The following is a 15742-nucleotide window of genomic DNA, read 5'->3' on the forward strand; positions in this document are numbered from 1 at the left end:
AATAAATTCAGCTGTTTATTCTTCAGCTGGGTTTATTTTTTTCTGAAAAAAATCTTTAAAATCTTTGGCAATTTTGAAGTTTCTCCCGTTGAAGGATATGAAAGGAGAAATCATCGCCCACCTTTGCAGTATTGCGAAGGGAGATGACACGCATGATAGAATCCGATCGTACCGAATGGCAAATACGCTGTGCGTTTAATGCGTTCTGTAAACGGGTGTTAAAGAGTGCCACCATTGATATCTACAATGAGCGGCGCCATCAACAGTCTAAAGAGATGACGTTTTCTGATTTAACACCTCAAGAAGCTCATCAGCTGTACTCCGTCGATCACTATAGTGAAGACAATACAGAAAAGTTTCAACTTGCAGACAAGAGAATTACGACACATTTGCTTGCAGAAGCGATGCATACATTGCCAGAAGAAAAGCGCAATACAGTCCTCTTATACTATTTCCTACAACTATCTGATCAGGAAATTAGTGAACAGCTTAAGGTGCCACGTAGCACTGTACAATATCGACGGGCGAGCGCTTTAGACTCAGATACATTACGTTTATTACAAGAATGGCAGGCTGTCCAGGAGAACCAATGTAAGACGCATTTCATTTTATCGTATAACGGCATGCCCACTCAAAAACATACCATATCCTATGCGATCACTCGCTTTGCCAAGGCTGCAAATATCCATCGCATCAAAATTCATGGACTCAGACATTCCCATGCTTCTTTGTTAATTAGTATGGGGGAAAATCCTTTGGTGATTAAAGACAGACTGGGACATGAAGATATACAAACGACTTTAGGTACTTACGGCCACCTCTATCCAAACAGTAATTTTCAAGTTGCCGATAGATTAAGCAGTCTTGTTCAACTAAAAACAAGTGAGCATACCCAAATCGAACATTACAGCAGCAACCAATTTGTAAACACGACTTTTCAAAGTGTGCCATAACTGTGCCACAGAAAATATAAAAGCCCTAAAAACCCAGTGTTACCAAGGCTTTTAGGGCACCTAATACTATTCCCACTCGATCGTCGCTGGTGGTTTGTTCGTTATATCATATACGACTCTGTTGACGTGGTTGGATTCATTCACGATCCGTTTCGAAATCCTGTTCAGCACTTCCCAGTCGATCCTCGCGAATTCGCTGGTCATGCCGTCGACGCTGGTCACGGCCCGGATGCCGATCGTGTAGTCATACGTCCGGTAGTCGCCCATGACGCCGACGGAGCGGATGTCCGGGAGTACGGTGAAGTACTGCCAGATTTCACGCTCGAGGCCCGCTTTCCTGATTTCATCCCGCAGGATCCAGTCGGTTTCCCTTACGATTTCAAGTTTTTCCTCGGTGATTTCACCCAGTATCCTGATGCCGAGCCCAGGTCCCGGGAACGGCTGTCTCCATACGAGGTGTTCTGCGATGCCGAGTTCGATGCCGAGCAGACGCACTTCGTCCTTGAATAAAGTGTTCAGCGGCTCGATGAGTTCGAACTCCATATCTTCAGGGAGACCGCCGACGTTATGGTGGGATTTGATCGTCGTCGCCGTTTCGGTGCCGGACTCGATGATATCCGTGTACAGCGTACCTTGTGCAAGGAAGTCGACTTCTGTCAGCTTCGCCGCTTCATCGTTGAATACGTAAATGAATTCATTGCCGATGATCTTGCGTTTCTGCTCAGGATCGGAAACGCCCTTCAGCTTTTCCATGAAACGGTCTTTGGCATCGATTTTGATGATGTTCATATTGAAGCCTTCACCGAACTGCTCCATCACCATCTCGCCCTCGCCTTTACGCAGAAGGCCGTGGTCAACGAAGATGCACGTCAGCTGATCGCCGATCGCTTTGTGCAGGAGCACTGCAGTGACGGATGAGTCCACGCCGCCGCTCATCGCACACAGGACTTTCCGGTCACCGACCTGTTCGCGGATCTTCTCGACTTCAATGTCGATGAAGTTCTCCATCGTCCATTCGCCTGTACATCCTGAGATGTTCCTGATGAAGTTCTTCAGGAATGTATCACCGTTCAGGGAATGTTTGGATTCCGGGTGGAACTGTACACCGTACAGCGGTTTCTCATCGTGTCCAATTGCTGCATACTCGCAGTTTTCGGTATGCGCGATTTTACGGAAGCCTTCCGGTATCCGGGTCACTTTATCGCTGTGGCTCATCAGCATGATTTCATGCGTGTTCAGCCCTTTGAAGATTTCTTCTGCCGGGTCCAGGGTGAGGTCCGTTGCACCGAACTCCCTGCCCGGGGAAGATACGACTTCCCCGCCGAGGGTGTCGACCATCAGCTGCATGCCGTAGCAGATGCCGAGGACCGGGACGCCGAGGTTGAAGACCTCCGGATCCACTTTGTAGGCATCGTCGTTGTAGACGCTCTTCGGCCCGCCGGAAAGGATGATGCCTTTCGGATTGAGTTCTTTGATTTCTTCTATTAAAATGCTCGGATTGTGCAGTTCGCTGTATACGCCAAGGTCACGGATCCTCCGCGTGATCAGCTGGTTGAACTGGCTTCCAAAATCTATTACTAAAATAAGTTCCTGTTCTTTTGCCATATCCATTTATAAAAAACTCCTGTCTAGGTAGTGTAGTTCGGTGCTTCTTTAGTGATCTGGATGTTGTGCGGATGACTTTCCACTAAACTTGCACCCGTGATTCTTACAAACTGGGAGTTTTCACGTAATGCTTCAAGATCTGCACTTCCTGTATAACCCATGCCGGACTTCAGTCCGCCCATCAGCTGGTAGATTGTATCCTCGACCGGCCCCTTGTACTCGGTGCGGCCTTCGATGCCTTCCGGAACGTACTTTTTGGACTCCTTGTCCTCCTGGAAGTAACGGTCTTTCGAGCCCTGGTCCATTGCGCCCATCGACCCCATGCCGCGGTACGTCTTGTAGCGGCGGCCCTGGAACATTTCAACTTCGCCCGGGGATTCGGTCGTGCCTGCAAGCAGGCTGCCGAGCATGATTGCATGTCCGCCTGCAGCGAGTGCTTTCGTGATGTCACCGGATAATTTGATCCCGCCGTCCGCAATGATCGCCTTGCCGCGTCTTCTTGCTTCAGTCGCCGCGTCGTAAACTGCAGTAATCTGCGGCACACCGACGCCTGTGACGACGCGTGTTGTACAGATCGAGCCCGGTCCGATGCCGACTTTCACGACATCCACCCCTGCATCGAACAATGCTGCAGTGCCTTCTGCAGTGGCAACGTTGCCTGCAATCAGGGTGATGTCCTGATGTTTGTCCCTGATGTCCTTTATCGCATCCAGCACACCCTGGGAGTGGCCGTGCGCAGTGTCGATGACAAGTGCATCCGCACCCGCTTTGACAAGTTCTTCAGCGCGTTTCTCGGTCTCTTTGGCCACACCGATCGCAGCTGCGACAAGCAGACGCCCCTGCTCATCTTTTGCGGAATTCGGGAATTCGATCACTTTCTCGATATCTTTGATTGTAATCAGCCCCTGCAGTACACCATTGTCATCCACAAGCGGCAGTTTTTCTATGCGGTGCTCCTGCAGAATGCGACTTGCTTCCTCAAGCGTCGTACCCACTTTGCCGGTCACCAGATTATCTTTCGTCATCACTTCATCAATCGTCATCGAATAGTCTTCAATAAAGCGCAGGTCACGGTTCGTGATGATGCCGATGAGCTTCTTCTCTTCAGGGTTGTTCACGATCGGCACACCGGAAATCCGGTATTTGCCCATCAGATGCTCCGCCGCAAAAACCTGCTCCTCCCTGGTCAGGAAGAATGGGTTTTTTATTACACCATTTTCAGAACGCTTGACCTTCTCCACTTCCTCCGCCTGTGCTTCGATCGACATGTTCTTGTGAATCACGCCGAGTCCGCCCTGCCTCGCAACCGCAATAGCCATAGCCGACTCTGTGACAGTGTCCATGCCTGCACTCAGTACAGGAATGTTCAACTTGATTTGCGGTGACAGTTGTACGGATAGATCAACATCTTTCGGCAGCACTTCTGAATGCGCAGGGAGCAGCAATACATCATCAAACGTCAAACCTTCTTTTTCAAACTTTCTTTCCCACATATTATTTGCCTCCAAAATTTGATGATAACCTCCAATAAATGAATATGACGAAGAACAATTAAAGTATTCGATTAATTGTTATCTCATAGTAGGTTTTTTTAAGGAAAACCCTAGAAACTCACAATCCATATTATTGTGATTATATGAAATAAATAATTACTTATGATAACAAAAATCATGATGGTATACAACTTTATTGTACATGATTATAGTACAAATATCTCCCTTGTGAAATGAGTAAAATTCGAGGGGCGGGGGTAGATACATAATAATACATTAATGACCGGAGGCATCGATATGAATTATTATGAGTTTTTTCCAAACAGAGATGAGTTACTTGAGGAAATTGAACTGTTGAAAGCAGAGGGTTATTACGAATCGGATTTCCATGTGCTCGCCGTCGAAGAGGCGGACCCGGATGAAATGCAGTGGATCAAATATACGGATATCAATTTCCATCCTTATTTTTCCGAGGGCGAAGGGTTGAAATCGATATTCTCTGCCAATGAACCGGCAAAGAACTTCATGCAGAGGATTGAGCTGAGTGATGCGACATCGGTGGAGTACCTGGAGAGGATCCAGGGCGGGGAATTTTTCCTCTATTATACGGATGAAGATAAGTATGCCAGGGAAAAAGATGCCGGCCGCACACCGGACGCCGGTGCCGAGTCACCATAATGAAAAACGCCCGCATCATTTATGATGCGGGCGCCTGTTGTTTTCGGGCTTCTGAACTCCCGAACTTTCATCCTGCACTGAAAAGAGTTCAATCAGCTGCTGCTTCGTTATGTAAGTCGGGATGCCAACTTTCGGCATGCCGAAGTCCTTGAATTTAAGCAGCATTTTACGGTACGTTTCAATATCTATATCCGGGTTTTCAATGACCCGCGGCAGCTTCTGCTGCTCATGCTTCTTCAGGAATCTATAGTAGCTCAAATATTTATGTTCCCCTTCGATATCGCTCCTGAATCCTGCAAAATCTATAATATACTTCTTCCGTAAACACTGCTGATCGGAATGGCTTAAAAATTCGAATGAAGTTTCGACGCAGTGATACATCCTTAAAATGATCTCGACTTCTTCACTCACCTTTTTGGAAATCCCCTCGTCCATATGATGAATATGCTCAAAAATCTCATCATATTTACCTTCGATGCCGTTGATCACGATGTCGATGTAATATTCATAATTCCTGTAATTCTCGCTGCCTTCATTATACCGGTCGCGCCGTTCCATCAATAATAGATATACGAGCAGGCGTTCTTCCTTGCGACTGAGCGGCTTATCTTCCATCCTCATCTAAAATTCACGGTCCGGCAGGTTATAGTGTGCTTTTTTAAATCCCATTTGCATCAATTTTGCGGTGAATCCATTCGAGAAAAGCTTGTCTTCTTTGTTCATGATTAGTGAACCCCCTTTATTAATATAAATAATAAATGAGAGTTGCATGCATTGGAATAGTATGTCTCTAATTATTCACAGCTGGATAATTTTCTAATTTCTCCCACATATCCAAACAACTGTGCTGCTCAAAAATGATATGTGTCCGGCATCTCAACCTGGTGTACTCCTCTTCTTCATTCAGACCGGCCAGGGCTTTAAACCATAAATCATAGATATCACACATCATATATGATGAGAAATTCCTGCTCAATATGTTGATTGCTTTCTTACATTTCAAAATCACCTGATGGTGTTGCCCTTCATTGCTGTTGCAGACGATGAGATGATAGAGGATTTTTATTTCCAGCCTGAAATCGGTGAGGTTAAGTTCCCTGTAAATTTTATATGCCCCCGTGTAATATTTCAATGGCGGCTCTTCAAGGAAGTGCTTTATGTCTCCCATCGTCATATAGAGCTCAGGGAGATGATTTCTGAATTTGAATTTTTCAGCTATGTAGATTGCATGCCTCAGCTGCTTCTCGGATTCCCCGTAGTCTTTTTTATGTAAAGCCACCAGACCATGATGCCATTTCATATACATTATGGATTTTTCGCCGGGCGCCTTAATCCCATGATGATGCCTTAAAATGGCTTCCATGCCATCATAATCATCGTGATGCCTTGTTTTATCAAGCCCCTTCAGGAACGTCTCCCCTTTGACCGTTCCTTCGTCTGCCGCCAGATCCATGAATGACAAACCCAATCTTTCCAAAATCTGATTCACCTTCCTCATTGAAAGGCTCATATCGTTGTTTTCCAGCCTGGAGAGGCTGGATTGTGAACATATCCCCAGGCTCAACTTCTTCTGGGAAATCCCCTGCCTTATGCGTTCACGCCTGATCTTATCCCCTATTGTCTTCAATACACTGCCCCCTTATTATAATAATTCAAATATATATTGCCGGACTGTTTTGTCAACAACTATTTTCATTCCTGTTTAAGATTTTCATGAAAGGGTATCTTTTCTATAGATCAATTTAAGTTTGGAATCACTTATTGAGAAAATATAATTATGCCTGGAGGGGTACTGAATGAGCAAGATTGAAAAGTTCAAAAGTGAACAGGAACTCGTTGGAAGAATCGAACAACTGCGTGCCGAAGGGGTACGCGATGATGAAATCACGGTATTCTCGAAAGACTCTTTGGAAAATACATCTTTAAACTATACTGATGTCAATTTCAAAGATGCAGAAGGTTCTGCATGGGATAAATTCGCTGCATTCTTCACGTCAGAAGAACCCGAAGAGCGTGTAATGAAAGATTTGAATTTAAGTGAATCGGAGCAGCAGGAATACATTAACGCCATGCAGGCCGGAGATATACTGCTGTATGTTGATGAGGCGACACCGCCTGCATCAGAAATGGGCACAGCTGCCGGAGCCGGTACACACGAGACGACGGAATCAAGCGTCGCTTCAACCAGCAAAGGTGACCGGGTGCCGGACCCTGCGGATGGCGATGCCGTCGCTCAGAATGAAGGGACGTTAAGTGACCGTGCCGGCCTGAAAGAGAATGAAGCTCTGAAACCTTCGCCAAACACTGCCGAGGGCAACCGGCCGGATTCACCGAACACCACTGACAACGACATGCAGGGCAAGGGCTATGAAGGCACTATGCGTGCAGAAGATGATGTTACGGGCACCGGAACTGCAGGCAGAACTGCAGGCAGAGGCGAGGAAGAAACGCTGGAACTTCATGAAGAGCGCCTGAATGTCGATAAAGAGAATGTCCAGACCGGTGAAGTGCATGTGGACAAACACGTTGAAACCGAGCGCCAGGAAGTCGATGTCCCTGTCGAGAGGGAAGAAGTGGAAATTGAACGCCGTCCGGTAGCCGGTGAAAGAAGGGAAGGCGGTTCATTCGATGACACGACCCGTGGCGATGAATCGATTGATGTCCCTGTCCATGAAGAGAAAGTGAATGTATCAAAAGACAACGTCGTCGATGAAGAAGTCGTCGTCAAGAAAAATAAAGTCACTGATACTGAGCATATCGAAGAGGATGTCCGCCGCGAAGAAGTGGATATCCGTGAAGAAGATTCCACACTCGGCCGTGACACTGATAGAGACAGAGATAAATTCTAATCGTTCAAAAATGATTCCCATCTCCCTGAATTCTTTCAGGGAGATTTTTTGTATCCGCCGGCGGGAGCTTCATCGTTTTATCCGCACGGTGAAAGGGTATCGTGGAAGTACACGATGTTTCCGATTATCTAATAATTTTAATCATAAGTGGAGGGATTTTGATGAGCAAGATTGAACAATTTAAAAGCGAACAGGAACTCATTGGAAGAATCGAGCAGCTGCGTGCGGACGGTGTCAATGACGATGACATCACTGTCTTTTCAAAAGAAAAACTGGAGGGTACATCCTTAAACTATACCAACGTCAACTTCAAAAGTGCAGATGGAACCGCATGGGATAAATTCGTTTCATTTTTCACTTCAGAAGCGCCTGAAGAACGGGCGATGGCGGATCTTGGCCTGAACGATGAAAATAAGCAGGAATATCTTACAGCCCTGCAGGCCGGCGATATTTTACTGTTCGTCAGTGAAGAGACACAGGGTGCTTCCACAGAGAACATGGAGGATGAAACAACTGAGAGAAACAACCAAAGCGATGATAACGCGGTCGGCGGCAAGGCCCACGATGCTGAATACACTTCGGAAGAAGATGATCCGGGTCTGCCGGGCACGAACAGGCGGGAGGCCGTTTCAAGTACAGATGCCGTTGGCGGATCCACTTTAAGTGCAGATGCGAAAGGACATGGCCATCTTGGACTCACGGGGGAAAATCAGTCTGTTGAAGAAGGGCTCGCGAGGGATATTGAACAGGATACAGATCAGCGCGATATCGATCCTTCGAATGTGAACGAGCGCGGTGATGTGCGTGATGAAGAAGTGAATGTGGATGAGCGCGGCATCAGTAATCAGCCTGGTACGAATTCGGACGGCAGTACACGTCAGGATAAAGATGTAAGCGGCTACGGGCATGATTCCGATGACTCCGGCAGGACAAAAAGACTGAAGCCGAACGAGACATATGTCGTCGGTGCCGGGGGTGATGGAGGCGATGCTGCACGCGCCTCCGGGTCAGACGCACGGATTACTGAAGTGGAAGCGGATCAGACGTACGGTGAGGGCTCAGAAGATAAACAGGATGAAGATTATGAAGGCACGATGCGCGCCGGAGGCGACGGAGACGATGCTGCACGCGCCACCGGGTCAGATGCACGGATCACTGAAGTGGAAGCAGATCAGACGTATGGTGAGGATTCAGAAGATAAACAGGATAAAGATTTTGAAGGCACGATGCGTGCTGGTGGCTATGAGGGTGAAGACCAGGACGACGAGGTTATCATCCGTGATGAAGATATTGAAAGGGATGCCCGTGTCGTCGATGAGGAGCCGTTCGAGGAGTATGTGACCAACGAGACGGCAGAGAGGGTCGATGTTTCCACATACGGTTATGATGACACGGTCAACCGCGACGATATCGAAACGTCCAGCGACGGCGGCAACGCTTTGACAGATGAAGACCTGACAAGGGATGACCGCGCAATAAGGAACAAATATAAGTCCCAGGAAGTCAGGGACAGTGAATTTACTGAACATGACCCGGACCGCCGCAATTTCAACACTGATTGAAACAAAAAAAGAATGTAAAATCGGAGTCGATTTTACATTCTTTTTCATTTTTATTTACCTGCAGCAAGTTCCTGTGCCACACCGACGATCCAGTCTTCCTGGCCGCCGACAGCACCCATTTCTGCGATGCGCGTCAATATGTCACGCGGGTCCACACCGTACTCCTTGCCTGCACGCTCGGCGAACAGGAGGAAACTCGAGTAGACGCCGGTATAACCGAGGGTCAGGGACAGACGGTCGATCTGCACCGGGCGCTCCATCATCGGTTTCATGAGGTTCTCAGCTGCATCCATCGTCTTATACAGATCCAGGTTATGGTCGATTCCCATCCGGTCGAGCACTGCCACAAGCTGCTCCGTCGCTGTATTGCCGGCGCCTGCACCCATTCCTGCCAGGCTTGAATCGATGCGGTTTGCACCTTCTTCGATCGCCACCACCGAGTTTGCCACAGCAAGGGAGAGGTTATTGTGTCCGTGGAATCCGACTTCCGTCTTCTGATCAAGGTTGTTCCTCAATAATGAAACCCGTTCTTTGACACCATCCATCGTCAATGCACCTGCAGAATCCACTGCATATACTGTGCCTGCTCCGTAAGATTCCATCTTCTTCGCTTCTTCAAGCAGGTTTTCAGGCGATGTACGGTGGGACATCATCAAAAATCCGACCGTATCCATGCCGAGCTCTGCCGCTTTTCCGATATGCTGCTCGGAGACGTCCGCTTCCGTACAATGCGTCGCAACACGTGCAACGCTCGCACCCCAATCATGCGCCTGTTCCAGGTGGTCGATCACACCGATGCCCGGCAGCAGAAGAACAGCCACTTTGGCGTTTTTCGCATTCTCGACCGTCGTCCTGATGATGGTTTCCTCACTCTCTTTTGAAAAACCATACTGGATGGAACTGCCGCCGAGTCCATCACCATGTGTCGCCTCGATGATATCTGCACCGGAATCGTCGATCACACGGGTCAGTTCAGCAATCTGTTCTTTTGAATACTGATGGCGGATGGCATGCATGCCGTCCCTTAAAGTCACGTCATTGATCAATATTTTACGGCTCATTATACTCTCTCCTTCTGAAGCATACTTTTCGCGATGACTTCGCCCGTTTTAACTGCAGCGGCAGTAATGATGTCGAGGTTGCCTGCATAGTTCGGCAGGAAGTCCCCGTTGCCTTCAACTTCAACGGAAACGGTCACGATATCATCCTTGACCACCGGCTGTGCCTTATAACGGTAGCCCGGTACGTAAGACTGTACGGTTTCAACCATATTGTCCAGTGATTTGAGGATGGCATCCTTCTGCTCTTCTGCGTTGCCCGCTGTCTTCAGATGAATCGTATTCCTCATCAGGATCGGCGGGTCGGCAGGGTTTAAAGTGATGATCGCCTTCGATTCCTTGGCGCCTCCGACTTCCCTTAGGGCATTCGCAGTCGTCACCGTGAACTCATCGATGTTCTGTCTTGTTCCCGGTCCTGCACTTCTGCTGGAAATGGATGCGACGATTTCTGCATAATCCACTTCAAGCACGTCCGATACCGCTTTCACAATTGGGATCGTCGCCTGGCCGCCGCATGTCACCATATTGACGTTATCAAGCTGAGGAATCTCCTCTTCCTTCAAGTTTACGGAAGGCACCAGGAACGGGCCGACTGCCGCCGGTGTCAGGTCGATCGCCTTCTTGCCGAGCTCCTTCAAAATTTTCGAGTTGTGCAGGTGCGCTTTTGCCGACGTCGCTTCATATACGATATCTGCAAGATCCGGATTCTCGACCAGTCCGTCGATGCCGTTCGATACTGCTTTGACACCGTGCTTCTCCGCCCTTTTCAACCCTTCAGATTCAGGATCGATGCCGATCAGCGCCGTCACTTCCAAATACTCGTTGTCCAGCAATTTCATCATCAAGTCACTGCCGATGTTGCCGGAACCTATGATTGCACATTTCACTTTTTCCATTTTCTCATCCCCCATAATTTATGGTTATTTTTTACGCATGAAGTGTCCGTTTCTTCCAATTCCGCTCTTTACCTTAATTTTCTGAAATGTTAACATTTATATTGTGAAGTGTAAGGCAACACAGCGCATTTGTCAATTCTCAAAATAAAATTCTTGCTTTTCGAGAATAAAAAACTGGCTGATGGAGGCACTTTCCTCATATATAGCACTTTTTCACTGCCGTTGAATAGTATGAATAATACTAATTTTTAAAGCGCTTTCGCAATACCCTCCGTTTGACACCCCCAAGTTTCAATAGTTTAATATGAACTAATTTACATAAAGGAGTGTCTAGAAATGGGAATGCAGATAGTGAGATACAAAAGTAACGGTGATATAAGATGGGGCGTGCTCTCCGGAGACCGTGTCCATCATATCGAAAACGATGCTTCGACGCTTGCCGGGTTTTTGAGTACCGGCCCCGATCAGGCCAAAGCTGCGCTTGAAGATGACCAGGGGGAAACATCCGCTCTGAATGAGGTCGAACTGTTGAGCCCTGTAACAAAGCCGTCCACGATAACATGCCAGGGTGCGAATTATTCGAGCCACCGCGAGGAATCCGGAATGACCGCCGAACGTCCCGAGTTCAATCTGATTTTCGGGAAGGCGGACAGTGCGCTGTGCAGCCATGACTCGGACGTCATCCGTCCGGAAGGCGTGAACTTCCTGGATTACGAAATCGAACTCGGCCTCGTCATCGGAAGCGAAATCGACAGCCCGGTCGATGTGACGAATGAAAATCTCCATCAGTATGTCGCAGGCCTTGTCATCATGAATGATATTTCCGCACGTGATGTCCAGCTGCCGGAAGGCCAGTGGCTCCGCGGGAAAAGCTACCGCACTTTCGCACCCACAGGCCCTTACCTCTATATCCTTGATGAAGATGAATACCCGAAAATCCATGACCTGGAACTGAACTTATGGGTCAACGATGAGCTTCGCCAGTCTGCCAATACAACTCAGCTGCTGTTCAAACCAGAAGAGACGTTGACCGAACTCTCCCGGGTGATGAATTTTGCGCCGGGTGATGTCCTGCTCACAGGGACACCCGGCGGCGTCGCTATGAATCTGACGAAGGAAGATATGGAAGCTGCAACGAAAATCACAGCGCCGTTGAGTGAGAAAGTGAAAGTCTTCAACGCGTCCCAGGCGGATAATGAGAATTACTTAAAAGATGGCGATGTCATCCGCGCCGCCATTAAAAGCCCGGATGGCTCCATCGATCTTGGTGAACAGATGAATACGGTCACTTCAGAAAAATAATGTACTCCGTCCAGCACCCGTATGGGTTCAGTGCTGGACGGATTTTTAATTTTCTGAACTTTTAGTACAAAATATGTCAAAATATTTGAAGTATTCGTAGGAAACGTATGTATATTTTATCCAAAGGCTGTTCTATACTTCGATATAAGCCATTAGGTGATAGCGCTTACAAATAGAAAGGGGATTTTTATGAGTAGCACAACTAGCACAACTAAACAAAAAACAGTCAGTCGTGAAGAACTGCTGAGAAGAGCTAAAGAAATCGGCGAACTCGCTGAAAAATATGCAATGCAGACAGATGAAGACCGGAGGCTCCCTGAAGAAGTCATCCAAAAACTGAAGGAATCCAACTTCCACCTGCTCCACCGTCCGAAGGCATACGGCGGACAGGACCTGGACTTCGAAACATTCGGAGACATCATCCGCACCGTCGCATACCACAGTGTTTCGGCGGCATGGGCGACATATTTCGTCATCATCCACGAAACATGGCCTTCATTCATACCTAAAGATGCGCGGGATGCAATGTTCAACAGCAACGAACTGATGGCGGACGTTTTCGCACCGGTCGGTAAAGTGGAAGATGCCGATGACGGCAAAGGCTACCTGGTCAGCGGCCAGTGGAACTTCTGCAGCGGTGTGTTATGGTCCGACTGGATTGCCCTCGGTGCTTTCCATAAGATGCGGGACGGCGACAAACCTGAACTCAGCCTCTTCATAGTCCGTAAAGAGGATATTGAAGTCGTGGACAACTGGGATACGATGGGCCTCCGCGGCACGGGAAGCAATGCAGTGAAGCTGGATCGCAACTATGTGGCGCCGGAATATGTATTTCCGCTCGGCAGAGTCGTCGAAGGTGCAACTGCACCGGACGGAAACTATGAAGAAGATTACCTGCTGTTCAACGTACCTTACATCGCCTACTTCCTTTCCGGGTTCTCACAGATCCTGGTCGGCGGACTTAAGAGACTTGTCGATGAGTTCGTTGAAAGGACACAGAACCGTGTCAGAGTATACAACAACAATTCACAGGAGAAGGACAACAGCAGTGCACAGAGAACACTCGGCGAAATCAAGATGGAGTACAACACTCTTGAGAAGATTGCCGATGACTACCTTGTAAGGATGCAGGGCTATGCTGAAAAAGGCGTCCGTGTCCTTGAAGAGGAAGAGCGTCAGGAACTGTTCGCAATGCGCGGCTACGTCGCAAAACATGCACCGCTCATCGCCACAAGATTGCTGACGGTACTCGGTGGAAACGCACTTTACAGAGAGTCCGGTGCAGAAAGATTCGTCCGTGACCTCATCGCCGTTTCATGCCACCCGACCCACCTGTACGAAGATGCAATGGTCGGTTACGGCAAGACGATCGTCGGCCAGGACGGCCACCCGATGTGGTAAAAGCTTTAAAACTTAAAATAAAACTATATTGATATTAAGGGAGAAATGAACATGACTAATGAAGAAATTTTAGATATTGCACATTTGGCACATATGGAAATCTACAGCCCTAAACTTGAAGAATCAGTATCATTCTTCAAAGAAATGCTCGGTATGATTGAAGTAGAGCGGAAAGACAAATCCGTCTACATGCGTGCTTACGAAGATCACTACCATAACTCACTGATCATCACGGAGCACCACGAGGCAGGTCTCGGCCACCTTGGACTCCGTACGAAATCACCGGAGGCACTCGAGAAACGTGCAGCTGCAATCGAAGAAATGGGCTACGGCATCGGATGGGTCGACGGCGATATCGGCCACGGCCGTGCATACCAGTTCCAATCACCGGACGGCCACAAGATGGAAATCTTCTGGGAAGTTGACTACTTCGACTGCCCTGAAGAGGAAAGAACAGAATTGCTGAACCGTGCGCAGAAGCGTCCTAACCGTGGTGTACCGGTACGCCGTATCGACCACATCAACCTTCTTGCCGGCGATCCTGACAAAAACGTTGAGTTCATGCAGGAAGCACTCGGCTTCAAAACACGCGAACGTATCGTGAACGAAGATAATACGCATGTTGCAGCATGGCTGAGCGTCACAAACCTTGTACATGATGTTGCGATCATGGGAGATGCACTCGGTGAAAAAGGCCGTCTCCATCACATCTGCTACTGGTACGGCCAGCCTCAGAACTTGATCGAGGTTTCCGAGCTGCTTGTTGAAGCGGGCCACCACATTGAAGTTGCACCGATCAAACATGGTATTTCCCAGGCATACTGCATGTATGTGTACGAGCCGGGCGGCAACCGTGTTGAACTCTTCGGTGACTCAGGTTACCTCATCTTCGATCCGGACTGGAAGACAGTCGAATGGAAAGGCGAAGATGCAGCGAGAGCAATCCTTTGGCACGGCGGCAGCAACCTGCCTGAGAACTTCTTTGCATACGGCACGCCTGACAGACAGCCAGCCGAAGCAGAAGTTGAAGAAGAAGTCACTAGCAAGTAATATAGAAGTTATCAATAACTAATACATTCGGAGGTAATGAATTTGGCAGTCAAAGAAGCAAACTTGCAGGAAATAGAAAAACAGATGACAGTTGACGGCATTGAAACAAACTACCTTGAAGCAGGCGCCGGCAATAAGGAGACCATGGTCCTGATCCATGGCTCCGGCCCCGGGGTCTCGGCATTCGCCAACTGGAGACTGGTGATACCACGCCTGAGCGAGACATTCCACGTCTTTGCACCGGACGTGATCGGTTTCGGCAAGACCGCGAAACTCGAAGAGAACGAGTATGGACTCGACGTATGGGTGAACCACCTGATCAACTTCATCGAAGAAGTGGCGGACGGCCCTGTCCATATCGTCGGAAACTCATTCGGCGGCGCGATGGCACTGCAGATTGCCCATAGAAGACCTGATCTGATCAATAAACTGATCCTTATGGGAACAGTCGGCGTGAAGCATGAACTGTCCCCGGGACTTCAAAAAGTATGGGGTTATGACCCGAGCATTGAAAACATGCGCGAGCTGATCAAGTTGTTCTCGTATAACCAGGAAGCTGCAAACAATGAGGAACTGGTCAGATTGAGATATGAGGCGAGCATGGAGCCGGAATCCAAAGAAGCTTTCCATAACATGTTCTACAACAACCAGCAGGAAAGGCTGGACGAGCTGTCCCTTGAAGACGAGGAGATCAAGCAGATCGAAAAAGACACCATCCTTTTCCATGGTCTTGAAGACCAGGTCATCCCATTTGAAGCGACAAGCTACAAGCTGATGAAATTACTGCCGAATGCAGAATTGCACCTGTTCAACCAGTGCGGTCACTGGACACAGATTGAAAAGACCGAACCATTCATCGACCATATCCTTGCCTTCACAAAAGGTGAGTAGAAAT

Annotated in this window: 14 protein-coding genes and 1 riboswitch; of the genes, 8 read left to right on the top strand and 6 right to left on the bottom strand. The window is 48.3% G+C overall.

Annotation, left to right across the window (positions count from 1 at the left end; genetic code table 11):
• Window positions 1-152 precede the first annotated feature (152 nt).
• Entirely contained in the window at window positions 153-953 is an 801-nt protein-coding gene (locus tag LPW40_RS13615; RefSeq protein WP_413775995.1) for a tyrosine-type recombinase/integrase, read from the top strand.
• A 66-nt stretch (window positions 954-1019) separates the two neighbouring features.
• Here the strand turns inward: LPW40_RS13615 and guaA are convergent, their stop codons facing one another.
• Window positions 1020-2564, bottom strand: a complete 1545-nt coding sequence (gene guaA / locus LPW40_RS07205; RefSeq protein WP_230821557.1) for a glutamine-hydrolyzing GMP synthase — start codon at window positions 2562-2564, stop codon at window positions 1020-1022.
• Between the two features lie 17 nt (window positions 2565-2581).
• On the bottom strand, window positions 2582-4051 hold the full coding sequence (gene guaB, locus LPW40_RS07210) for an IMP dehydrogenase (protein ID WP_230821558.1): 1470 nt from the start codon (window positions 4049-4051) through the stop codon (window positions 2582-2584).
• A gap of 66 nt (window positions 4052-4117) precedes the next feature.
• A riboswitch (purine riboswitch) is annotated at window positions 4118-4218 on the bottom strand.
• Window positions 4219-4348: 130 nt separating this feature from the next.
• Here guaB and LPW40_RS07215 point away from each other — a divergent pair.
• Complete coding sequence (locus LPW40_RS07215; protein WP_230821559.1) at window positions 4349-4729, top strand: general stress protein; 381 nt, start codon at window positions 4349-4351, stop codon at window positions 4727-4729.
• A gap of 15 nt (window positions 4730-4744) precedes the next feature.
• Here the strand turns inward: LPW40_RS07215 and LPW40_RS07220 are convergent, their stop codons facing one another.
• The gene (locus tag LPW40_RS07220) at window positions 4745-5350 is read right to left on the bottom strand and encodes a YfbU family protein (protein WP_230821560.1); all 606 of its coding nucleotides are present in this window, start codon (window positions 5348-5350) and stop codon (window positions 4745-4747) included.
• Between the two features lie 169 nt (window positions 5351-5519).
• Window positions 5520-6356, bottom strand: coding sequence for a helix-turn-helix domain-containing protein (locus LPW40_RS07225; protein ID WP_230821561.1), 837 nt, complete (start codon window positions 6354-6356; stop codon window positions 5520-5522).
• Between the two features lie 169 nt (window positions 6357-6525).
• On the opposite strand from LPW40_RS07225, the gene LPW40_RS07230 reads away from it, so the two are divergent.
• Together LPW40_RS07230 and LPW40_RS07235 are read left to right on the top strand one after the other, a co-directional pair.
• Window positions 6526-7578: a DUF2382 domain-containing protein gene (locus LPW40_RS07230; RefSeq protein WP_230821562.1), complete on the top strand. Its 1053-nt coding sequence runs from the start codon at window positions 6526-6528 to the stop codon at window positions 7576-7578.
• Between the two features lie 161 nt (window positions 7579-7739).
• Window positions 7740-9140: a general stress protein gene (locus tag LPW40_RS07235; protein ID WP_230821563.1), complete on the top strand. Its 1401-nt coding sequence runs from the start codon at window positions 7740-7742 to the stop codon at window positions 9138-9140.
• Window positions 9141-9190: 50 nt separating this feature from the next.
• On the opposite strand, the gene dmpG is transcribed toward LPW40_RS07235, so the two are convergent.
• Together dmpG and LPW40_RS07245 are read right to left on the bottom strand one after the other, a co-directional pair.
• Complete coding sequence (gene dmpG, locus LPW40_RS07240) at window positions 9191-10201, bottom strand: 4-hydroxy-2-oxovalerate aldolase (protein ID WP_230821564.1); 1011 nt, start codon at window positions 10199-10201, stop codon at window positions 9191-9193.
• The gene (locus LPW40_RS07245; RefSeq protein WP_230821565.1) at window positions 10201-11094 is read right to left on the bottom strand and encodes an acetaldehyde dehydrogenase (acetylating); all 894 of its coding nucleotides are present in this window, start codon (window positions 11092-11094) and stop codon (window positions 10201-10203) included. The genes dmpG and LPW40_RS07245 overlap by 1 nt, the downstream gene beginning before the upstream one ends.
• A gap of 336 nt (window positions 11095-11430) precedes the next feature.
• On the opposite strand from LPW40_RS07245, the gene LPW40_RS07250 reads away from it, so the two are divergent.
• From LPW40_RS07250 to LPW40_RS07265, 4 genes are all read left to right on the top strand, one after another.
• Window positions 11431-12396: a fumarylacetoacetate hydrolase family protein gene (locus LPW40_RS07250; RefSeq protein ID WP_230821566.1), complete on the top strand. Its 966-nt coding sequence runs from the start codon at window positions 11431-11433 to the stop codon at window positions 12394-12396.
• Window positions 12397-12585: 189 nt separating this feature from the next.
• Entirely contained in the window at window positions 12586-13797 is a 1212-nt protein-coding gene (locus LPW40_RS07255) for an acyl-CoA dehydrogenase family protein (RefSeq protein ID WP_230821567.1), read from the top strand.
• Between the two features lie 51 nt (window positions 13798-13848).
• A complete protein-coding gene (locus LPW40_RS07260; RefSeq protein WP_230821568.1) occupies window positions 13849-14847 on the top strand; it encodes a catechol 2,3-dioxygenase in 999 nt (332 codons plus the stop codon).
• Window positions 14848-14931: 84 nt separating this feature from the next.
• Window positions 14932-15738, top strand: a complete 807-nt coding sequence (locus LPW40_RS07265; protein WP_230821864.1) for an alpha/beta fold hydrolase — start codon at window positions 14932-14934, stop codon at window positions 15736-15738.
• The last annotated feature ends 4 nt before the right edge of the window (window positions 15739-15742 follow it).

Origin of the sequence: Salinicoccus halitifaciens (assembly GCF_021026095.1) — a bacterium.
Taxonomy (GTDB): domain Bacteria; phylum Bacillota; class Bacilli; order Staphylococcales; family Salinicoccaceae; genus Lacicoccus; species Lacicoccus halitifaciens.